Source organism: Campylobacter concisus ATCC 51562, from assembly GCF_000466745.1.
In the GTDB taxonomy this organism is placed as follows: Bacteria; Campylobacterota; Campylobacteria; order Campylobacterales; family Campylobacteraceae; genus Campylobacter_A; species Campylobacter_A concisus_B.
Genome location: NZ_ANNI01000001.1, coordinates 115,645 through 136,801, shown reverse-complemented (window position 1 = coordinate 136,801; position 21,157 = coordinate 115,645). Strand labels below are relative to the sequence as shown.

Below are 21,157 nucleotides of genomic sequence, written 5' to 3'. Positions count from 1 at the left end.
ATACACTTTAAAATTTAATAACAAAAACTCTATAAAACTCTTTGTTTTAATTTACTACCCGCGACTTTTACAAACTACTAACCAAATTTAACTACCAGCAGCCAAAATAGCTAAATTTCAATACTCGTATCAAAGCAGTGTTTCACCGCTCCGCTAAATAAGATTTTGCCGTTTTCTAGCCTAAGTCCAAGTTCCTCGCCGCTTTTTGGATAGACTTTTAGGCATTGCGCTGCGTTTAAATTTAAAGTAGCGCCGTAAAAGCAAGCCGCCATGCCAGTGCCACAAGCTAGCGTCTCGTCCTCCACGCCCCTTTCGTAGGTTCTTACTTTTAAAACTCCGCCATCAAATTTGGCTAAATTTACATTTGCATTGTATTTTTGACGAAGCGCCCTGCACTCTTTGACGTCAAATTCATCTAAATTTTGCGTGAAATTTACAAGATGAGGCACGCCAGTATCGTAAAAATACCAAGTTTTGCCACCTTCATTTAGCGGTTCGCTTAAAATTTTTGGACTTGTTAGCACGACCTCGACGCACTCATCTTTCACACTTGCCATCACCTCGCCGCTGCCAGTTAGCAAGGTAAATTCGCTTGAACTAACAAGGCCGTTTAGATAGGCATATCTAGCAGCCGCACGCGAGCCGTTGCCACACATCGCAGCGTAACTTCCATCACTATTGTAAAACTCCCATTTCACGCCCTTTTCGTAAGGCAAAAGCACAATAAGCCCATCAGCTCCCACGCCGTTTGTTCGGCTACAAATTTGCCTTGCTAGCTCGCTTCTGTCTTTGCTCAAAAATGTATGAAATATGACAAAATCATTACCGCTAGCGTTGTACTTTGAAACTTGCATTATTTTTCCTTTAAAATTGCTCTACTTTTTGCCGAATTTATATAAACTCAGCCACAAATTTGCCTTAGAAATTTCTCTAGTTCGTGCTCTAAATTTTCTTTATCGCCACTATTATCTATTATAAAATTTGCCTTTTTTCGCTTTTGCTCGATATCCATCTGAAGCTCCACTCTTGCTTTTGCTTCTTCTAATTTTAGACCGTTTCGGTTCATTAAGCGGCTTAGCAAAAGCTCTTTTGGCGCATAAATCACTGCTACATTTTTAAACTCAGCGTAGCGATCCTCTTTTTCAAAAAATAAAGGGATATCAACAAAATAAACCTGCCCCAAGCACTCAAGTTTCGTAGCGCGAGATAAAATTTCTTCCTTTATCTTTGGATGCAAAATTTGCTCTAAAATTTTTAATTTTTTTAGATCATTAAAAACAATGGCACCAAGTTTTTGCCGATCGATCTTGCCAGCTTCGTCTAAAATTTGCTCTTTAAAAACTTCCACTATCTCACATTTACAAATTTCAAGCTGCTCATGAGCGATCACGTCCGCATCAATCACGCTAAAGCCTCGTTCTTTTAGCAAATTTATAGCCGTGCTTTTACCGCTAGCAATAGAGCCTGTAATGACATAAGCGTTTGGAAATTTCTGCAAACTCACTCCATTTTTGAAAATTGATGACAATTTTAGCAACTTTTGGCTAAAGTTTTAGAAAATTACAAAAAAGGGCAAAGATGATAAGCTATAAAGATGCTGGAGTGGATATAGATGCTGGAAATAGCTTTGTTGAGGCGATAAAGCCTTTCGTAAAATCTACGCAAACACCAAATGTTATAGGTGGCATTGGATCATTTTCAGGAGCAGTCAGACTACCAAGCGGATATAAAAGTCCAGCTATTTTGGGAGCGACTGATGGCGTTGGCACAAAGCTTCGCCTAGCTATCGACGCTAAGAAATTTGACGGCGTGGGCGAGGATCTAGTCGCAATGTGCGTAAATGATCTCATCTGCAACTTCGCCACACCGCTCTTTTTCCTCGACTACTACGCGACTGCAAAGCTTGAGATAGAGAGTGCAAAAGAGGTGGTAAAAAGCATCGCAAATGGCTGCAAAAAAGCCCAGTGTGCGCTGATAGGCGGTGAGACAGCCGAGATGCCGTCGATGTATGAAAAAGGCGACTTCGATCTTGCTGGATTTGCCGTTGGTATCGCCGAGGCTGACGAGATCGACAGAAGCAAATTTGTAAAAGCTGGTGATGTTTTAGTCGCACTTCCAAGCAGCGGCCTGCACTCAAATGGCTTCTCTCTTGCAAGAAAAGTGGTAAGCGAGCTTGGACTAAAATTTGATGAAAAAGTGGGTGAGCGCAAGCTCATCGACGTACTTCTTGAGCCAACTAGAATTTACGTGAGCGACTTTTTAAGTTTAAAAGATAAGATCACAGCAATGGCGCATATAACTGGCGGTGGCATAGTTGAAAACCTACCTCGCGTCTTTCCTGCTGGACTTGGTGCAAAGGTACAAAAAAGTGCTATAAAAACGCCTGAAATTTTTAAAATCATCGCTCAAAAAGTAGAAGAAAGTGAGATGATGAGGACTTTTAACATGGGCGTTGGCATGATATTAGTTGTGCCAAAAGAAAACGTTGACGCTGTCCTAGCTAGCAGCGATGGCTACGTGATCGGCGAAGTAGTAAATGGCAAAGGCGTAGAGCTAATTTAATGCAAGAAAATAGCAAAAAATGCTTGCTAAAGACCAAAAATAAGAGCTTTTTTGATCTTAGCATTTATGAATATATAAGCTGTTTTGGTGTACTAGAAAGCGATATCAAAAAACTTGATCTCTATAATCACTGGTGCAAGGTCTCACGCGCCTCTACTATGCTCTGCGTCACGCATGATAGCGGCGAGAGCGACAACCTAGTCTATCTATATGACTGGGAGAAATTTAGCCGTATCTACATAAATACAGGAAATTGAGTTGGCAAAACAAAAGGCAAAAATCGCACCTATTTGGGCTAGAGCAAAGGCATTTATCATAGATCTTTTTATCATCGGTATGCCTATATTTTATGCGACAACATATCTTGTGCTTGATGGCAAAGAGGCATTTTTGCATAACCAAATTGCCATTTTTGGTGCAAATAGCTTGATCTCACTTATAATGTGCCTTTTTTTTAGCATAAAAGCACAAACTCCAGGCTATAAAGCACAAGAAATTTATCTGATAAACCTAAAAACTGGCAGAAAACTAAGCTTTTCTCACACCATCTTGCGCCAAATTTGCTTTGCCTTTGCTGGCTTTAGCATACTTGGACTTTGCCTTTGTTTTTTTAGAAAAGACAAACTAAATCTGCACGACATCATCACTCACTCAGCTGCCGTGCAAAGATCAGAGGGATAAATTTTACTTCGCTCCATGCCAAAGTAGGCGATTTTTACCAAGTTTTGTATCGATGCTCTCTTTTATAATAGAGCAAATATACTCTTTTGAAAGTTGTATAGACTCCTCTAAGCTCTTGCCCTTTGCTAAAAAGCAAGCAAGTGCAGTTGAAAAGCTACAACCAGTCCCACTCATTACAAGCGGATTAACAAGTGGGGTTTTAAAATTCCTTAGTGAGCCATCTTTTTTATAAAGTGTGTCTATACTGCTATCTTCACTGATATGTTTCTTTACGATGACGTCACAAGGCAAATCTTTATAATCATCACCAAAAAGCACATTTGCCTCATCTAAATTTGGAGTAGTTACTGTAGCTAAGCTCATTAGCTCTTTTAGTTTTGCCACCGCACTATCTTTTATAAGCTTGTGTCCGCTTTTTGAGACGCAAACTGGATCAAGCACTACTTTGGTATTTTGAGTTAGTAAAAACTCAAGCACCACTTCCATAATCTCTTCACTAAATAACATACCTATCTTAATCGCATCAAAGCTAAATTCTTCCGCAAGCGTATTTAGCTGATCTTTGACAAAACTAGGCTCTAAGCAAACTACACTCTTTACGGCATCCGTAGTCTCAGCGACCAAAGAAGTTACTGCTGTTGCACTATAACAATTAAGCCTAGCACATGTTTTTATATCTGCTTGTAGCCCAGCTGTGCCACTATTGCAAGAGCCTGCGATGATTAGAATTTTTTTCATCGTTTTCCTTTGAAATTTTTGGCTTATTATAGAGGATATTAGATAAATTTGAGTTTTTTAAAACAGAAGAAATTTGAGCAAAAAGCTCAAATTTATGAAAGTTTATTTAAGTCGTTATCGATATCTATATATATCGTAGTTGCGTTAAGATTTGTATGCTCAAAGCTAGGATCTATCTGCTTATCGCCATCTTTATGTTCGTTTATTTTAGCTAAAAGATCATCTTCTCTTAATCCATGCTCATTTATTAAACTTGGATCTATTTCATTAAAACTAATACTTACACTAGCCTCATCATTTGGCTCTTCTTGCTCTAAATTGGTTGCGCTAAGGATATCATCTACTTTTTCATTTATATGATCTAAAATAGATACATAATCATTGCCAAGAAGCGCTTTAAACAATGCGTCAGTATCTATGCTAGACTCGCCAATATCATCGCTTACTACGCTACTATCTAGCCAAAGAGTATCGTATCCGTTTATTGATATATCTTGTCCATCATTTGCAGTGATTGTAATGCTTGCACTTTCGCTCTCGCCCTTTATAGCCTCTCCGATATATACTTTATCATTTACGTCTAAAACTCTTACATGATCATTTTGGTCTATCGCTATAACATCAGATGAAACACTTTTAACTATACCAGCTACTGCTGCCATCTTTATTCCTTATTTTTATTTGTCGGTATTTTAGTATATTTAATTACTTTTGTATATTGTACTATGGTACAAGGTGGCGATAATTTTAAATCATTCAGATTTTGTGATTAAAATATATCCACTCTCGCTGATATTTTTAAATTTCACACCAAGCTCGCGTTTTAGGCGAAGTATCACATTTTGGATAGCCGCCTTGCTAACATCGCTTTCATAGACAAATTCTTCTATCATCTCATAAGTAACTAGCTTATTTAGGTTATAAGCAAAGAGCCAAAATATCTTATTTTGCAAAAAGCTAAGATAAATTTCAATACCGTTTTTATAAATTTTCTCTCTTTTTAAATTTATACTCACCTCATCGCTTAAATAAACTAGCTTTTCATCTCGTTCAAAACTTAAACTAATAAGCATTGCTCTAAGATCCTTCATATCAATAGGCTTTTTTAAAAAGAGCATCGCCCCTTCCTCCATGCTTTTTATCAAATTTTCATCGCTATCATAAGAGGTAAAGACGATAAATTTTTGGTGCGGCTTTGTGCGCTTCATCTCATTCATCATCTCAAAGCCATTAAGCACTGGCATGTGAATATCACTCATCACGATATCAAAGCCTTGCTTTTTAAATTTCTCCACGCCATCTTGTCCATTACAAGCACCAATTACCTGCTCGCAATAAGGTTTAAGCCCGCTAATAATAAGCTCTCTTGCCATATCATCATCTTCGACTACCAAGACGGACGTCTTTTTTAAAATTTCTAAGACTTCTTGCATTTTAGTCCTTTAAATTTATATCAAAACTTAACTCAAACACCGTTGGCTTTGCGTTATTTACGAGTCTTACGTCACCATTTAGCTTTTCTTGTGCTAGCTTTTTAGCAAAATAAAGTCCTATGCCATTTCCTTGCTTTTTGGTGGTATTTAGCCAAGTAAAAATTTTCTCGCTCATTTGCTCGCTTACGCCATTTCCATTGTCATAAACTCCGATGTAGCATTTATCTTCAAAGCTTCTAAATTTTATCTCGATGATACGTTTTAGCGGCTCATCTTTGTAGCTTTCGACAAGTGAGTCTTTTGCGTTGTGTATTAGGATTAGTAAAATTTGTTGGATTATATTTTCTATCTGACGAACTTTTTGTTCGTTAAAGCCGCTAAATTTTACACTAACATTTGCACGGCTTAGCTCTGTGTGCATGAGAGTTATTAGATTTTTAACACTTGTTTGTACCTCAAATTCGCTCACATTTTCAGCGCTTTTGTAAAAATTTCTAAAAATTTCAATAGTACTTGAAAGAAGTTTGACCGAGCTTTGTCCTTTTTCAAGCAAATTTATTAGCTCCTCGTCGCTTAATTTGCCTTCTTTTTTTAACATTATGCACGAGCTTAGCATTAGTTTTAGCGAATTTACTGGCTGAATGAATTGATGATTGATGCCACTTATTAGCTCGCCAGCCTCACTCATTTTGGCTCTATGAGTTAGCAAAGTTTCATACTCATCTTGTATCTTTTTTATCTTGTTATACATAAAATTATGAAGGATGTTTGCCAAAAACGTGAGCGCAACGAAGGCAAAAAGTAAGCTTAGAGCATTTTTTAAAGCTTCTTTTGTTAAAGCTGAAATTTCCTCTTCGTTATTTGTGCCAGCTCCTATGAACCAATTTATCGTTGGTATCTCAGCTACTTGGATTAAATTTTGTCCTATTTTTAAGCTTGTAATGTCTTCATCTTTTAAAAACAACTCTTTAAATTTCTCCTCGATCTCTTTTTTTAAAGCAAGATCAGGTATCGATGTTAAAATTTCACCGCTATGAGTCACCAAAAATGAGTAAGAATTTGGCGCAAGGCTAAAATTTTTAATGCTGTTAAAGATATTTTCTATACGCACGACGCCACAAAGTGCTGCTTTAAATTTCGTTTGTTTTGTGACTGGAACGCATAAATTTAGAGTTGAGCCTTTTAAAATTTTATGTTTTTGCATGAAATTTACGCTTGGGGCATTTGTATTTTTTGTCTCCACATACCAGATAAGCCCTGTTCTTTCGCTCTTTGGCATAACTTCTTCTAAAATTTTCTCTCCATCTACAAAAATTTCTCCATCATCCCTTAAAAGCTGCATTAGATCAAATTCTTTCGCGTTTTGCTTAAAGAGCTTTATAAAGCCGGCTATCTTTTCATCGTCATATACGATGCCTGCATTTTGTATAAATTTTGACGCACGAATGAGTGAATTTATACGCTCATCAAGCCAAATTTGAAAGTTGTTTACGATATTTTTGCTAACTGCTATGTTGTTTTTATCAGATAGTTCTATGATTTTCTCTTTTGCATTGCTATAAATATTTAGCCCAAGAAGTATTACAAAAAGGCTAGCAAGCAAGATGATGGCGTAGATTTTAATATTTTGTGATTTTAAATTAATACCCATACGCGCAGTATATCCTAAGTTAGCCCAAATTTGGGCTAACTAAATTCATTTTAAAAAGGATAAAAGCTTTGAAACAAGCATAAGTGCAAGCACTACAAAACAAACACCAAATCCAAGTAGCGTGCAATCAGCCATAGACATAAATTTAGAAGACGGCACAAGATACCAACCATCTGCATAAAGATCCACTATGCTCTTTTGCAGATCGCTTAGCACCACGCCATCAGGCACCATAGGGCTGTCATATCCGCAGTCTCCCGTTGGCATAAACCAGTCAGGCGCCCACTTCTCAAGTGGTAAGCCAAATGGATAGTGTGGCTCAGTAGAGCAGCCCTGCACACCAAAAGGATCATCGCCATGCACCGCATCGTGGATTTTGGCTAGCTTTACGCTATACATTATGCCCTGCACTGCTCCCCAAAAGGCAAAGACGTAGCCAATTAGAGCAAATAGTAAATTTTTAGGATTTATCATAGCGATTACGCCACCAAGCGCCATACATAAAAATGCAAAACGTATATAGACGCACTGCTCACAAGGTGGCATATAGGCGTAGTTTTGAAAGAGCGAGTGCGCGATAACGACAAGCGCGACGCTCACAAAGACTAAGATCGCCCAAGAGATGCGTGAGTCTTGAAATTTAGCCATTTTTTTAAAAAAGCTCATTTGACGCCTTATTTTTTAAGAAGCTCTTCAATGAGTGCTGCCATACCATCAAGCGAGCTGATTGATTTTGTCATGATGAGGTATTTGCCATTTACGACAAATGCTGGTACGCCTTGAATTTTTGCCACATCGTAGCTCTCATCCCACTTTTTAAGTAGCTCAGTCACTTTTGGATTAGCCAGCTCTTTTTCGTAGTCCGCTTTACTAACGCCAGCAGCCTCAAGTCCGGTCTTTAAAAAGCCCTCAGCATCTTTGCCATCACCCCAGCGCTCTTTTTTGTCGTGATAAGCCTTGTAGTAGGCAAATTTAGCCTTTTTAAATAGCGAATTTTCATCAAATAAGCCGACACCTTTTGCCTCGTCCATGACGATAAGCACAGCAAAAACCTTGCTCGCAACCTCGCCATAATCGCCCTTTGTCTTTAGATGAAATGGTTCGTATTTTAGTCCAGGAATTTTCTCAACTACCTTTGGAGTGACGCTCTTGTCGTACTTGTAGCAAAATGGGCAAGCGTAGCTAAAAATTTTAACTAGCGTATTTTGTCCCGCGCTTAGTGGCTTTTCAAGCTTGACGTAGTCCTCGCCCTCGCTAAATGCACTAGCACTAATCGCTCCAGCCACCGCAACAGCAAAGATAGCCTTACTAAATTTAGATAGAAAACTCATGATAATCTCCTTTAGATGATTTATTTTGAGTTATTCTACAACCAAGCTCAACCGCAAATTTAACGCTAGAATAAATTTTGGCTGAAATTTATAAAATATCGCATTGATTAAAAATTTAATTTTTACTAGAGCTTATCTCATTTATTGCTGATAATGCGTTTAAAGCACTCGGATAGCCTATAAATGGTATAAGTGTCGTAACAACGCTTATTAGTTTAGCTCTATCGTTGCCGATGCCAAAATTTGCAGCAATGTGCCCTAAAAGCTGTGGCTTTGCAAAGCCAAGAGTCGTGATATAGACAAATGTCAAAAGCTCCCTAAGCTCTAAACTAAGCCCATCTCTTGCATAAAAATCACCAAAGCAGTTTTGCGATAAAAACTCCATTATATGTTTTTGATCATTTGGCATTGATGCGATAAATTTATCAACCGCTGGGAAAAGTTTTCTTTGTATCTCAAGGCCTCGTTCACCTCTGCCTTCTCTTGATTTTTTAGGCATATTTTCAGGCTCTATATAGCGCTCATTAAAAATTTCATCAGCTAAAAATATACAATCTTCTACCTTACCAAGCCCAGCATAAGGCACTGCTTGATATAAAATTTCTCTTATCTCTTTTGCTGATATACCTACATTTAAAGCAGCCCTAACGAAGCTTTTAAATGAGCTTTTTGCACCTTTACTCACGCAAAGAGAGGCGATGATAACCGAAAGTCTTGTTTTTTCATCAATATTTATCACTTCACCAATATCGCCTAAAAAATTTAAATAATCCTCTAAAAAGCTAGCATTGCTCTCTTCAAGCTCACTTTTTGAATCAAACCAATTTTCATAAATTTTCTTTGCATTGTAAGTTAGTGTCATAAGTTTTACTCCATTGTTTGGGGCTGATTATAAGTGCTAAAGCGTAAATGCTAGCTTAAGGTCCAAAAAGGTAAAAATTTTTAATATAAATTTAGATTTTAAGCCATTATAAAGTTTATCGTGATTTTTATGTTATAAGGTTTTATTACAATTACGAAGGACGCAATATTTTTTATTACTCCTTTTACCTATTTTAAGCCTTGGGCATTCCAAGGCTTTTTCTAAATTTTATAAGCTTTATGAGTAGAGTTTATAAAATTTATCCAAAGGAGATGTTATGAAAAAGACTTTGAGTTGTGTTGCGCTAGCTTCTGTGCTTTGCTCAAGCGCTTTTGCGATAGGCGGTCCAAGCGGGGCTAAGCTAGACTATGCTATCACTGGGCAAATAGGCGAAGTAGTGGTAAATCCGTACGACACTGCCCCACTTACAGCAGTCATCAAAAATGGTGGCTACACACTAAGCAATGCAAAAGTAACCATCGTGCCAAAACAAGGCGGTCAGGTGATAAGCTACAAAGTGGCTGATAAGCATCTTCGCACACATGGCGGTATCCCAGTTTTTGGCATGTATCCTGACTATCAAAATACCGTTGAAGTCGAGTACGACAAGAGCTACAAAGGCAAGACTGAGCATATAAAAGAGAGCTATAAAATTTACGCCCCAGCTATCTACCTAGAGAGCGCTGGCACGCCAAATCAAAAGGGTGCACTATTTGATAAGATCGAAGTTACTAAGCCAGCAAGCGCTAAATTTGCAAACCGCCTCTACTACGTAAATAACTTTGTAAATAAAACAGGCAAGGGCACAAAAGTCGTGTGGAACAACCCAGCTGGTGGTGCGATCGAGTGGAACTACAGCCCAAATAACTTCATCCTTGATACAAAAGGCGAGGTTAGATGGTATCTTGAGCCAAGCAAAATTTATGATCTAAAACAGCCATTTCACGCTGGCGTTATGATGGGCTTTAAGCAAAATGACGACGGCGCTATGACTTGGGGATATGGCCAAAGATACGCAAAATACGACATCATGGGTAGAGAAATTTTTAACCGCGAGCTACCAGCTAGCTACAACGACTTCTCTCACTCAATGGACGTAGCACAAAACGGACACTACTTCTTGCGCGTGGCAAATGCTGATTATAAAAGAGCTGATGGTAAAAATGTAAGAACAGTGCGCGACGTGATCGTTGAGCTTGACAGAGATGGCAACGTAGTTGATGACTTTAGACTATATGAAATTCTCGATCCTTACCGCGACATCGTGCTAAAAACGCTTGATCAAGGTGCGGTTTGCTTAAATATCGACGCTAAAAAAGCAGGCCACACTGCAAGCTCTGATGAGCTTCAGTCTATGGATACGCATGATAAATGGGGCGATATAGTTGGCGCTGGTCCCGGACGTAACTGGGCTCATGTAAATAGCGTGGATTATGACCCAAGCGATGATAGCATCATCATTTCAAGCCGCCACCAAGACGCAGTTATCAAGATCGGCCGCGATAAACAAGTAAAATGGATCATGGGTGCTCACAAGGGCTGGAGCGATAAATTTAAAGATAAACTCCTTCAGCCAGTTGATAGCAAAGGCAACAAAATAGTCTGCGAAGATGAATACTCAAAATGCCCAGGATACGAGAGCGACAAAGGTGGCTTTGACTGGCAATGGACGCAGCACACTGCATTTAGGATAGATAGCAAGTCTAAAAAAGGCGAAATTTATCTAAGTGTCTTTGACAACGGCGACACAAGGGGCATGGAGCAACCAGCCATCGCTGGCATGAAGTACTCTCGCGCAGTCGTTTATAAGATAAATGAAAAGAAAAAGACTGTTGAGCAAATTTGGGAGTACGGCAAAGAGCGTGGCAAAGAGTGGTATAGTTCGGTTACTAGCCTTACGCAGTATCAAGATGACCTTGATAGCGTGATGGTCTATTCAGCCGTTGCTGGTATGCAGTTTGACATCGCAAAAGGTCGCCCAGTAGGACTTCCTAGCCCGCACATCGATGAGTTTGAGTGGGGCGCAAAAGAGCCTAGCATCGAGATAAAGATGACAAATGCGATGGGCTATCAGGCTTTTCCATTTAGCTTGCAAAAGGCTTTTGAGAAATAATCTCTCTTTTCTCCCTTTTTTGCCCAGTGCAAGAAGGGGAGCCCTTACTATAAATTTAATCTATCAATAATAGATAAAAATCTACATTCGCTCATAAATTTTAAAGCTCTAAATTATAAATTTATATTGTAAAGATATTGTTTATTAAGGCAATAACATATATGATTAGCACTTATATATAAAAATATATATTTAATATAAGGAGAAAAAATGAAAAAATTTTTCATGGCTTTAATGGTGCTGTTTGCAAGCCTTTTGCTTAATGCAGCTGAGTTTAGAGATGTCAAGGACATCACTGGCGACATCGTCAAAGTCCCCGCAAAAGTAGAAAAGATCGCTACGCTTTGGTATGCGAACAACCAAATCATATTAATGCTAGGCGGTGCGGACAAGATAGTAGCGACTACCGATCTTATCAAAAACAATAAATGGTTTGCGCACATTTATCCTAGAATTTCAAGCATCCCAAACGGCGTAAACGGCAAAGATTTACAGGTAGAAGAGCTGATTAAACTAAGCCCGGACGTTGTCATAGCCGCCGATAAAAAGAATAAAGAAGAGCTAACCAAAAACGGCTTTACCGTGCTTTATCCGTCATTTACAAATCATGCGGATATGAAAAAAAGCGTATCTATAATGGCCGAGGTCATAGGAGGCGAAGCGCCGAAGATTGCGGAGAAATTTAACGAGTATTTTGACAGCAACCTTAAAAGAGTGCAAAACGAAATAGGTAAGATCGCGCCATCATACAATAAACCAAAAGTACTTCACATAGCCGACGGCAAAAATTTATTTAAGGTTGACGGCACAAATACGATCATAGACGAGTGGATAAGGGTCGCAGGCGGCCAAAATGCGGTGCAAAAAGCTGGAAATATGCTTGAACTAAACGCAGAAGAGATACCAAATATAAACCCTGATGTTATCATCATAGGCAGAGCCAAAGCTCCAGAAATTTTGAAAAAAATATATGAAAACCCTATCTACGCAGATACTAACGCCGTAAAAAATAAAAGAGTTTACGTAAATCCAACTGGCGTTTTTAGCTGGGATAGATACGGCGCCGAGGGGGCTTTGCAAATTTTATGGGCGGCCAAGATATTACATCCTGAAATTTTTAAAGATATAGATATAGCAGCTGAGACAAAGAAATTTTATAAAGAATTTTTACACTATGAGCTAAGTGATGATGAAGTAAATTACATCTTAAATGGCTTAGACCCAACTGGAAAATAATTTATCCTTACGGCGGTAAATTTATCTACATTTACCGCCAAATTTTAATCCATTTTCAGTCTTTGTTTATCATCCAGACTTACTAATTTAATATACCAACTACTTAAACAACTAAAATTTTGTAGATTTGATGCTAAAAAGACAAACACTTATAAAAATTTAATGATAAGAAAGAATATCCCAAAGGAATTTCCTCTGGGATTAAAAGTCTAGATATTAAAGTACGTGTATTTGATCTTGAACTTCGATTGTAGTTGTACCATTGCTATAAAGAGTATAGCCTTCGTTTGAGCTTGGATGACCATTGTCCCAACCACCATCAGTAAGTTTTAGCCTATCACCTTTGTCACCATCTATTCTTAGTGTACTCTCATTACTATCACGTAGTATATCTTGAACATTGCTAGCTGTAAGAGTTAAGTTTGTGTTTTCTCCATTAGTCATATCTAGTCTTTCGATATTTCTTACATGACTAAAATCTATGCTATTGTCAGCAACTTTTAATGTATCATATCCGGCTCCGCCGTTTATAGTTGTATTAATTAGCGTTGCACCTTTGTCTACTATGATAGTATCGTTGCCCGTCGTTAGACCATCTATGCTATCACCATATATAGAAGCATTTTCAAATCTAGCTCCAGATTTGATATGGATTGTGTCATTACCAGCATCACCCTCTATTCTAGCATTATCAAATTTTCCAGAGTTAACGAAAATTTTATCGTCTCCTGCTCCACCGTGTATGCTAGCATTGTGATTATATACGCTGTCGCCTTTAAATTCTGCTCCGTTAACGTTTATTGTATCATCACCCGCACCAGCATATACATTGGCCTGATTAAATTTAGCACCGCTTTCTAGAGTTATCTTATCATTGCCATTTTCGGCAGCTATATAAGATAAATCTTGAAAAACAGTTCCTTCTTTGATCGTAATCTCATCGCCTCCGCTGCCAGTTCTTACACTAGACAATCTACCATCATCACTTTTCATAAATGTAGTATTTGATATAGTTACTTTATCCACATAATCAACAGCATTACCTACATTGTCAGTATATAGTGTAGATCCCTTAAATGTTATACGGTCATCAGTAGCGTTGTTGCCTTTAAGCTCTATAGTATCCTCCCCAGAACCCATATCTACAACAGTGCGAGTGAGCGTTACGCCACTAGCTATATTTATAGTATCAGAACCAGCATCAGTTTTAATGTTTGATTGGTTGTTTCCAGTAATATCACTATTGATATTTACTATGTCGTTATCTGCTCCGGTATTTATAGTACTATCAGCAAATGATATTCCTTCTTCAATATTTACTGTATCTACTCCAGCACCAGTAAGAATCTCTGTATGATTTAAAGTGGAATTTTTAATTGTTACAGTATCAACGTCCGCACCAGTTTTTATAGAAACATCATCTATAGTCGCTCCAGCATTGATATTTACCTCATCATTGCCTAAGCCCATCTCAACAACAGAATCTTTAAGCGTAGCACTGCTTACTGTTAAAGTGTCAACACCCTCGCCCATATCAGCTTTGATTTTTGCTGTAGCACCATCATGTATATTTATCTCATCATCTCCACCATTACCGTATATCTTGCCATTAGGAAGAGTATTTGCAATAGTAAAGTCTCCGCCCTTAATGTCTATAACATCTTTATTATTGCTACCATTGATTTGTTTGATTTTAGCTTCACCATTTTGGTGAAAATTCATAACTTGCTTACCCAAAGAGTCACCAGACAAGATAGTTACGCCATCTATCACAGCGTCTCCAGTCACATTTAGGGTAGTTTTATCAGTTGTTTTACCGCTGTTATACGAAGAAGCACCTAGTTTTAAAAACGCACTGCTTACTTCGGCATTACCACTTATGTTTACTTTATCATCAGCTCCAGCACCTGCACCAATGAAGCCACCTTGGACTTTGGCATTACCGTTGATATTTATAGTATCGTTATCTAGATCTCCAGTAACGTAGCCTTCTACTCTAGCACCGTTTCTAACGTAAATTTTATCATCGCCGTGTCCGCCCTCGATCTTTTCGGCCACAGTGGCGTTATCTACCATTATAGTATCGACACCTTTATCGCCGTGCACAGATTTTACCTTAGCCTTATCGCTTATTGTTATCGTAGAGTTATAACCCATCTCACTTTTTTCGTAAAAAAATTTCTCATTTTTAACCTTAATGTAAAAAATGAGATTTTTACCCCTCAAACTCTATGTCTATTTCATACCCACTCGTACTAAGCTTATGGCTTACTTCTTTTATGCTAAACTCATTTGCTTCTAGCCCAGGAACTCCACCAAATTTAAGCTTACCACCTGATATGATGTTTTTCCCTTCGCAGCTACATCTGCCATTTATTCCGCCGCGTTGTAACTCGTTAAGTTTAGCTTCTGCTTGTTTAAAGGCCTCATTATCACTCTTTGGCTGAGCTATCTGCATCTTATATACCTGTTCCCCACTTCCCACCTTAATGCTTTTTACCTTACCAGCTTCAATATCTTGCCACTCTACTATTACGGCTGTATAAGAGTTTCTATTAGCTTCAGTGATCTCTAGCGAGTAAAGATCAGTTAAATTTAGTGAAAAAGTGGGCAAATTCTCGTTTTTTGAAGTATTTGAGGTTTGGCTAGCATCACCCTTGGCATCTTTAGCTGTTATGATGATATTATCATTTTTAACAGCCATTAAAAAGCCAAATTTGACGCATAGATCATATAAAAACTCTATGTCGCTTACATTATCCTGGATAACAGAAGCTATGTTTTGGTCGCTACCGCTTGTTTTTAAAGATAGTGCATTGGCGCTAGCTATCTTTTTAGCTATACCAAAAAGCGTTGTATTTTCCCAGCTCACACGTCTTTTCTCTTTTGCAGGGCTTGCAAAATTTACAGCAGTTGCTCTAACCTCTGTTGTATTTGTTTTGTAGTCTGCGCTAGTTGTTTGCACGCTAAAAGTACCACAAAGGTAGAGCTCATTTTCATACCCTAGCCAAAGTTTAAGCTTATCTCCAAATACTGGCTTTGCATATATGCCAAATAGGGTAAAGCTGATTTCATCACTTTCATTGCCCTCTTTATCGGTAAAGCTTAAGCTTATTAGGTTTTGTCTGATGGTGTTTGTTATATCTTTACCGCTGGCTTCTAGCTTGAAAGCTGGTTTTCTTACCATAGTTTTGCCTGCTCTTTCGCTGTTTCTTTTATATCAGGCAAAAATACCCTATCGCCTGCATGAAGTGTTGTGTTAAGCTTTGGGTTTATAGTTAGAATTTGCTCAAAAAACCTTAGATGTCCGTAGTGGTTGTAGGTGATAGTATCAAGCCTATCACCGTCTTTAGCTATGTAAATTTTATCCATTATAATCCCTTTTCAATAATTTAGCTCGCACCAGGCGAGCTTAGTCTTTAGTGCGTTTCCAAAGTGCTAAACTTTGGTCGCAAAGATGAGTTTTACTCATCTGCGAAGTTATGAGCTAAAGTCTCGCTTTAGCTCTAGTGAAAAACTTTGCGTAAAAAATGCTCCATTTGGAGTAAAAATAGCTTGTTTTTCACTGATTTTTACTATAACAAAGCGACCAAAATATTTACCATTTCCATTTGTAAGCGGCAAGCTTTGACGTAAGGCGGCTAAGGCATAAAGTGGCTTTAGTGCGCCTTGTTTGTCGCCGTGATATGGCAGTGTTTGACCATCTATATTAAGTGTGCTGCTCCCTAAATTTGCACTAAATAAGGCTGGATAGTTTTGTATACGCTCTTGCTCGCTTATCCCAAAGTCTGTTTGGGTATCGATACTATTAGTTTGCTCCCATCTAAATTTAAACCCACCAAGATTTAGCACCATATTATCCCCTTACATCAGTATTTTTACGGTTAAACTCATCACGTCTTAGTGCGTCTTTAACGCCTTTTACTATTTGAGCCTTAAAGCTCTCTAGGTCAAATTTGCCGTTATCTGAGTTAAGTAAAAAATCACCATTAAAGCTAATGTTGATGGCGCCGCCACCTGGGCTAGCTGCCACTAAAGCTGGAGCCTCTTTTGCGTGAGTATCACTATCTGAGCCAAAAATAGAGTTAAAAAAGCCACCACTATCATCTTTTGGCTTTAGCTCACTACTTGCTTGCTCATCACTTCCAAAGCCAAAGAATTCTTTTGTCTTACTCCAAGCACTACTTAGCCCCTTAATGGCCTCACTAACCATGTCGTTTATCCAGCCAAATTTCTCAGCTATCCAATCAAAAAAACCTCCAAAGAGCTCATTCCATATCTTAATAACCGGCTCAAAAATAGCGCTTAAAAAGTCGCTCACTCCTTGCCAAAGATCACTAAAAAACTTTGTCGTGCTCTCCCAATATGGCTTGACGTTTTCCCAAATTCTCTCAAAAAATGCCTTTACCTCGTCCCAATTTTCCATAAGATAGGCCGCTGCTGTGCCAAGAGCTACTACTATGGCACCAATGCCTGTGCTAATAAGAGCAAATTTCATAGTCCTTATAGCTAGAGTTGCTGCCATTAAGCCACTACGCATTAAGGCACATGATGCTGCAAAGGCTTTTGAAGCAGCGCTATAAGCAGTAGTGATAGCTAGAGTTGCTCTTAGTCTTGCACCAACTAGCCAAATACTAAAAGCATGAGCTTTGGCAGCTAGCGTGGCACTTGATATACTTACAGCATGAGCCAACCATCTAACCTTTGCTATTAAGAGCATAGGATTTAAAAATTTCACTACCCTTATAACGCCCAAAAATCCATCTGCTACACTTAAAAGTGCTATCTTGCTAAGAAGCAACACCGGTTTAAAGATCATAAAGCCAGCTGCCGCGCTAACAACTACGGCACTTAGTCTTGGAAATTTTTCATTTAGCGAGCTTAACACTCCAGCCACCTTGCTCAAGATAGAAGCTAATAAATTTGTAAGTGGCAAAAAGGTTTCTCCAAGGCTTGAACCTAGATTTCTCCATGCTTGCGTAACCCTTTCGATACCACTTTTTGTAGTGTTTAGCTTTGTTTGTAGCTCACGCTGCATAGATCCTGTGGCTTCATCCGAGTGTGCCATTTTGATATTTGCTTTAAGGGCATCGATATTTGTTACAAGCCCTGCTATCTCATCGTTGAAATTTCCACCAACTAGATCATAAAGTAGCCCTGCTTGCTTATCTTTATCGGCTCTAGAGATCGCTTCTAAAAATGTAGTTATAGCTCCAGCAGCATCTTTTTGTAGGGCTGTTTTTAGATATGTTGCATCCATGCCTATGCTTGCTAGCGCTTCTTGAAAATTTTTACCCTTTTTGTCGGCCATTGAGAGTGTGGAGTAAAGAGCATTTAAGCTAGTGCCTACGACCGAACTAGCTTTTCCAGTACTTAGCATTGTAGCACTTATGGCACTAGCGCTTTTACTATCTAGGCCTATTAAGCTGGCATTTGCAGCTGTTAGCGAAGTAGCCTCAAATATATCAGAAGCATTTGCATTAGTAACCTTATTGTCGAGCAAGTTTACGCTATCAAAAAAGCTATTAAGCTCCTTTATATCGTTCATCTTAAAGCCAACTTTCATATTATTGGCCGCCTTTGATAAGGCTTCACTACTCATTTCAAATGCAACTGAACCAGTTGCAAGCATCTTTGTATAAGTTACTAGCTCCTCACCAGCTAAATTTATCTTACCACCGCCAGCTGCAATGTCAGCTATATTACTAAAGCTCTCTCCAAGCTGTGAGCTTAACCCTCTCATCTCATTTTTTAGCTTAGCTAGGTTCTCATCGCTATCATCAACATATTTTTTTACATTCGCAAAAGCCGCCTCATCATCAATGGCAAGTTTTATTGGCACTCCTATGGCTACCGAGTTTGTAAGATTGCTAAAATTTGTCGTAAGCTCGCCTAAAAGTGCTTTTTGGCTCTCTCTTATTTGGCTAGATAGATTTGACAACCTAGTGTTATCTAAAGATGTTATGGCCTTTTTTGCTTCTGCTATCTTACTTTTTAAACCATCAAATCCTTTTTTTAGCTCTGATATTCTACTTAGCCCTTTTACCGCTAGACCAATACTAATACCAACTTGTGCGTTGTCCATATCTTTCCTTTAAAATACGATATAATCCCTTTTAAAAAGGATTTAAAATGGCTTTAATCATTCCTATTTTTATCGTTTTATTCTTTTTCGTTTCACCAAGTGGCTTTTTTGAAACGCTTATTGCCTTAGTTTTTGGCTTAGGGATACTTGGCAGCCTTATTGGCACCGCTGGCTTAGCATTAGGTAAAACCAAAGAAGTTATAACTCGTTCTTAGCCTTTAAGATCTTTACTGAAATTTCTAAAAACTCACTAAAATCACTCAAACTAAGATTTATTATCTCGCTATATCCATAGCCTAAAACATGAGCTATAAGGGCGATATTTTCGTTATTTACTCCGCCCTTACGTCTAAAAAATCATTTAACGCCTTTTGCAAAGACATAAATTCTTTAAACTCCAAATTTTCAACTTCATCTTGTGTCTTATTGCAAAGTGCAGCTATCATGTAGATAGTCTTTACCATATCGCTACCACCATTTTCATCCGCCATCTTAATGGTTCTTACTTTTGGTGCGTGCATTTGCCAAATTTCATCTTTTATCTTTATCTCTTTCATTCCTGTATCCTTTTTGTTGTTTTTGCCTGCTTGGCTACATATCAAAGTAAAACAAGCAGGCTTAGTATAAAAATCACTCTCCTAAATTTGAGCGAACCCCTGCCATATAATCAACTCCGCCTATAACGCATATCATATTTTCACTATCTTTTAGCACCATCGGCACACCATCCACATTGATGTCCACAAAATGAGCTGATAGCTTAATAGTAACTTCTAGCTCTTTTCCGCTTTCAAACTCAGATACTTCATAACTGATAATATCTCCAGTAAAGGCTGCGCTAAAAGGCACAGTTTTACTTTTGCCGCTTTGGAAAATGCTAGCTTTAAAAAGCCACGGAATGCGATTGGTAAAGCTGTTTAGTCCTAAATTTACCCACATGTTTTTATCTAACACACTAACTGTAAATTCAACCTCTGTTGCCTTTAGCATGCCAGTTGTGTAATTTGTGCTAAGAGCTCCTTTGCTCTCTATCATTTCAAACTCTATTGTGGGAAGCTTAAGCTTTTTTGTTACACCAAGATAGCCGATGCCATCTATGTAAACGTTACCTTCTTGGATTACTTGAGGAATTTGTCTTTTCATTGTTTATCTCCTTTATTTGTTTAACTCATCCATCAAAACGCTACCGTATTTATCCACGTAGATAAAATCAAGTGTAAGCTGCTTAACGATTGGATTGTTTTGCATTCTGACATCAAGGTAAAATTTGCCAGCCGTGATAGTTGCGTCGGTGTTTTTTGCACTCCAGCTAAGCTCATATCCAAGAAGTACCTTTGCTCCAACTAGCTGACGAAGGAGCTCGCTAACTGATCTTTTTGCATGATAAAGCTCACTAGCTTTTCTATCGATCGCAAACAGCACTCCCTTTTGGCAAGCTTGCGAAATACGATCAAATATCCTAACACGTGCTAGATCTTGCCAAATAGTATCTTGGTCACTCGTTTCACCACCCCAAGCCCTAAAGCCACTCTCTCTAATGATGGTAGAAATTTTTGCTGCTCTAAGCTCATCAGCTGTACAAGTTTCACCTAACTCAAAATCCACGTCTATTTGCGTGCCCGAAATTCCTATCATAACCCTGTTTGAATAGCTGTCGCTATATCCAAACTCGCTTGCGCCATCTGTATGGGCTATCATGCCGGCTATTCTCGCACTTTGCCCCTCATAGACATAAGCGTTCGTTTCATCATCCCAAACCTTGACATTTGGATAAGCGGCAACTAGCCTATTTGTACCAAAATCGCCCATTTTAACAATGGCTGCTGCTGCGTCATCTGCTTTTAGATCTACAATACCAGTTGCTTTTAGCCTGGTTGCCATTTTTTCTATCTCGCCTTTAATCGCATCTTCATGGCTAAAGCCAGGCGCGATTATTAAATTTGGGCTATAACCAAAGCGTGATTTTGCCTTAGCAAACGCTGTGACGGCACTTTTGCACTCCGTGATCTCATCGTTTGTGTCCTCATCGTCATCTTTTGTAAATACACTTAAAATTATTTGAGTATTTACGGCCTGATCTTCAATACCTTTTAAAGCCCTATAAATAGAGCCTTTTTTAAAAGCTTGGCTCGCATCCTTTTTTGCTTTGTATTTTGCTTCAAGAGCTTCAAGTGCCTTTGCTGTTGTCATATAAAAATGTAGGCCCGGCTCTAGCACCTCTTCATACCCTGCTATACCAATAGGTGTAGTACTTTCTACTGCTATTGGTCTTGCTGCCTCAGCTGAGACGGTTACGTTTACTCCGAATTTAGCACTCATATTTTCTCTCCTTTAATTAGTCTTTGGCATGCGCTATGTGCCATCGCTCGTATCGCAGTGCGATATACTCGCTCACTCGCTTGCGGACGCACATCAAGCAGTTGATGTGCTGCTTTGCCCGCGCGCTCCCCAAATTTTGCTGCCAT

Annotated in this window: 24 protein-coding genes; 6 read left to right on the top strand and 18 right to left on the bottom strand. The window is 38.6% G+C overall.

Annotated elements, in window-relative coordinates:
* Positions 1 to 110 precede the first annotated feature (110 nt).
* Together dapF and coaE are read right to left on the bottom strand one after the other, a co-directional pair.
* Positions 111 to 854 carry a diaminopimelate epimerase gene (gene dapF / locus ATCC51562_RS00680; RefSeq protein ID WP_021090314.1) on the bottom strand — a complete coding sequence of 248 codons (744 nt, stop codon included), beginning with the start codon at positions 852 to 854 and terminating at the stop codon, positions 111 to 113.
* A gap of 47 nt (positions 855 to 901) precedes the next feature.
* Positions 902 to 1,498: a dephospho-CoA kinase gene (gene coaE / locus ATCC51562_RS00675; protein WP_021090366.1), complete on the bottom strand. Its 597-nt coding sequence runs from the start codon at positions 1,496 to 1,498 to the stop codon at positions 902 to 904.
* Positions 1,499 to 1,578: 80 nt separating this feature from the next.
* Between coaE and purM the strand changes: the two genes are divergently transcribed.
* From purM to ATCC51562_RS00660, 3 genes are read left to right on the top strand one after another with little or no spacing between them, the layout of a single operon-like run.
* Entirely contained in the window at positions 1,579 to 2,562 is a 984-nt protein-coding gene (gene purM, locus ATCC51562_RS00670; protein WP_021090325.1) for a phosphoribosylformylglycinamidine cyclo-ligase, read from the top strand.
* On the top strand, positions 2,562 to 2,819 hold the full coding sequence (locus ATCC51562_RS00665; RefSeq protein ID WP_021090341.1) for a hypothetical protein: 258 nt from the start codon (positions 2,562 to 2,564) through the stop codon (positions 2,817 to 2,819). Before purM ends, ATCC51562_RS00665 begins: the two co-directional genes overlap by 1 nt.
* Before the next feature lies 1 nt (position 2,820).
* The gene (locus tag ATCC51562_RS00660) at positions 2,821 to 3,243 is read left to right on the top strand and encodes an RDD family protein (RefSeq protein ID WP_021090229.1); all 423 of its coding nucleotides are present in this window, start codon (positions 2,821 to 2,823) and stop codon (positions 3,241 to 3,243) included.
* Positions 3,244 to 3,246: 3 nt separating this feature from the next.
* Here the strand turns inward: ATCC51562_RS00660 and ATCC51562_RS00655 are convergent, their stop codons facing one another.
* The 7 genes from ATCC51562_RS00655 to ATCC51562_RS00625 all read right to left on the bottom strand — a co-directional run bounded on the left by ATCC51562_RS00655 (position 3,247) and on the right by ATCC51562_RS00625 (position 9,258).
* Positions 3,247 to 3,981, bottom strand: coding sequence for a hydroxymethylpyrimidine/phosphomethylpyrimidine kinase (locus ATCC51562_RS00655; RefSeq protein WP_021090317.1), 735 nt, complete (start codon positions 3,979 to 3,981; stop codon positions 3,247 to 3,249).
* Between the two features lie 92 nt (positions 3,982 to 4,073).
* Positions 4,074 to 4,643: a hypothetical protein gene (locus ATCC51562_RS00650; RefSeq protein WP_021090224.1), complete on the bottom strand. Its 570-nt coding sequence runs from the start codon at positions 4,641 to 4,643 to the stop codon at positions 4,074 to 4,076.
* A 90-nt stretch (positions 4,644 to 4,733) separates the two neighbouring features.
* A complete protein-coding gene (locus ATCC51562_RS00645; RefSeq protein ID WP_021090255.1) occupies positions 4,734 to 5,414 on the bottom strand; it encodes a response regulator transcription factor in 681 nt (226 codons plus the stop codon).
* A gap of 1 nt (position 5,415) precedes the next feature.
* Positions 5,416 to 7,065 (bottom strand): sensor histidine kinase, encoded by a 1,650-nt coding sequence (locus ATCC51562_RS00640; protein WP_021090395.1) that lies wholly within the window; start codon positions 7,063 to 7,065, stop codon positions 5,416 to 5,418.
* Positions 7,066 to 7,110: 45 nt separating this feature from the next.
* Positions 7,111 to 7,731, bottom strand: a complete 621-nt coding sequence (gene dsbI / locus ATCC51562_RS00635) for a protein-disulfide oxidoreductase DsbI (protein ID WP_021090214.1) — start codon at positions 7,729 to 7,731, stop codon at positions 7,111 to 7,113.
* Between the two features lie 8 nt (positions 7,732 to 7,739).
* On the bottom strand, positions 7,740 to 8,396 hold the full coding sequence (locus ATCC51562_RS00630; RefSeq protein ID WP_021090373.1) for a thiol:disulfide interchange protein DsbA/DsbL: 657 nt from the start codon (positions 8,394 to 8,396) through the stop codon (positions 7,740 to 7,742).
* 115 nt (positions 8,397 to 8,511) lie between these two features.
* Complete coding sequence (locus ATCC51562_RS00625; protein WP_021090213.1) at positions 8,512 to 9,258, bottom strand: carboxymuconolactone decarboxylase family protein; 747 nt, start codon at positions 9,256 to 9,258, stop codon at positions 8,512 to 8,514.
* 277 nt (positions 9,259 to 9,535) lie between these two features.
* Between ATCC51562_RS00625 and ATCC51562_RS00620 the strand changes: the two genes are divergently transcribed.
* Both ATCC51562_RS00620 and ATCC51562_RS00615 read left to right on the top strand, forming a co-directional pair.
* A complete protein-coding gene (locus tag ATCC51562_RS00620; protein ID WP_021090399.1) occupies positions 9,536 to 11,371 on the top strand; it encodes an aryl-sulfate sulfotransferase in 1,836 nt (611 codons plus the stop codon).
* A 210-nt stretch (positions 11,372 to 11,581) separates the two neighbouring features.
* Positions 11,582 to 12,607 (top strand): ABC transporter substrate-binding protein, encoded by a 1,026-nt coding sequence (locus ATCC51562_RS00615; RefSeq protein ID WP_021090352.1) that lies wholly within the window; start codon positions 11,582 to 11,584, stop codon positions 12,605 to 12,607.
* Positions 12,608 to 12,823: 216 nt separating this feature from the next.
* Here ATCC51562_RS00615 and ATCC51562_RS00610 read toward each other — a convergent pair whose 3' ends face one another.
* The 5 genes from ATCC51562_RS00610 to ATCC51562_RS00590 form a co-directional block, all read right to left on the bottom strand.
* Positions 12,824 to 14,833, bottom strand: coding sequence for a hypothetical protein (locus ATCC51562_RS00610; protein WP_021090234.1), 2,010 nt, complete (start codon positions 14,831 to 14,833; stop codon positions 12,824 to 12,826).
* Positions 14,823 to 15,794 (bottom strand): phage late control D family protein, encoded by a 972-nt coding sequence (locus tag ATCC51562_RS00605; protein ID WP_021090271.1) that lies wholly within the window; start codon positions 15,792 to 15,794, stop codon positions 14,823 to 14,825. The genes ATCC51562_RS00610 and ATCC51562_RS00605 overlap by 11 nt, the downstream gene beginning before the upstream one ends.
* Positions 15,788 to 15,979, bottom strand: a complete 192-nt coding sequence (locus ATCC51562_RS00600; RefSeq protein WP_021090294.1) for a tail protein X — start codon at positions 15,977 to 15,979, stop codon at positions 15,788 to 15,790. The genes ATCC51562_RS00605 and ATCC51562_RS00600 overlap by 7 nt, the downstream gene beginning before the upstream one ends.
* 108 nt (positions 15,980 to 16,087) lie before the next feature.
* On the bottom strand, positions 16,088 to 16,462 hold the full coding sequence (locus ATCC51562_RS00595) for a phage tail protein (RefSeq protein WP_021090398.1): 375 nt from the start codon (positions 16,460 to 16,462) through the stop codon (positions 16,088 to 16,090).
* 1 nt (position 16,463) lies between these two features.
* Positions 16,464 to 18,692 carry a phage tail tape measure protein gene (locus tag ATCC51562_RS00590; protein WP_021090310.1) on the bottom strand — a complete coding sequence of 743 codons (2,229 nt, stop codon included), beginning with the start codon at positions 18,690 to 18,692 and terminating at the stop codon, positions 16,464 to 16,466.
* A 47-nt stretch (positions 18,693 to 18,739) separates the two neighbouring features.
* Between ATCC51562_RS00590 and ATCC51562_RS09600 the strand changes: the two genes are divergently transcribed.
* Positions 18,740 to 18,907: a hypothetical protein gene (locus ATCC51562_RS09600; protein WP_021090203.1), complete on the top strand. Its 168-nt coding sequence runs from the start codon at positions 18,740 to 18,742 to the stop codon at positions 18,905 to 18,907.
* Between the two features lie 117 nt (positions 18,908 to 19,024).
* Here the strand turns inward: ATCC51562_RS09600 and ATCC51562_RS00585 are convergent, their stop codons facing one another.
* The 4 genes from ATCC51562_RS00585 to ATCC51562_RS09595 all read right to left on the bottom strand — a co-directional run bounded on the left by ATCC51562_RS00585 (position 19,025) and on the right by ATCC51562_RS09595 (position 21,157).
* On the bottom strand, positions 19,025 to 19,249 hold the full coding sequence (locus ATCC51562_RS00585) for a phage tail assembly protein (RefSeq protein WP_021090376.1): 225 nt from the start codon (positions 19,247 to 19,249) through the stop codon (positions 19,025 to 19,027).
* A gap of 73 nt (positions 19,250 to 19,322) precedes the next feature.
* Positions 19,323 to 19,835: a phage major tail tube protein gene (locus ATCC51562_RS00580; RefSeq protein ID WP_021090342.1), complete on the bottom strand. Its 513-nt coding sequence runs from the start codon at positions 19,833 to 19,835 to the stop codon at positions 19,323 to 19,325.
* Between the two features lie 12 nt (positions 19,836 to 19,847).
* Entirely contained in the window at positions 19,848 to 21,011 is a 1,164-nt protein-coding gene (locus ATCC51562_RS00575) for a phage tail sheath family protein (protein WP_021090239.1), read from the bottom strand.
* The gene (locus ATCC51562_RS09595) at positions 21,008 to 21,157 is read right to left on the bottom strand and encodes a hypothetical protein (protein ID WP_021090383.1); all 150 of its coding nucleotides are present in this window, start codon (positions 21,155 to 21,157) and stop codon (positions 21,008 to 21,010) included. The genes ATCC51562_RS00575 and ATCC51562_RS09595 overlap by 4 nt, the downstream gene beginning before the upstream one ends.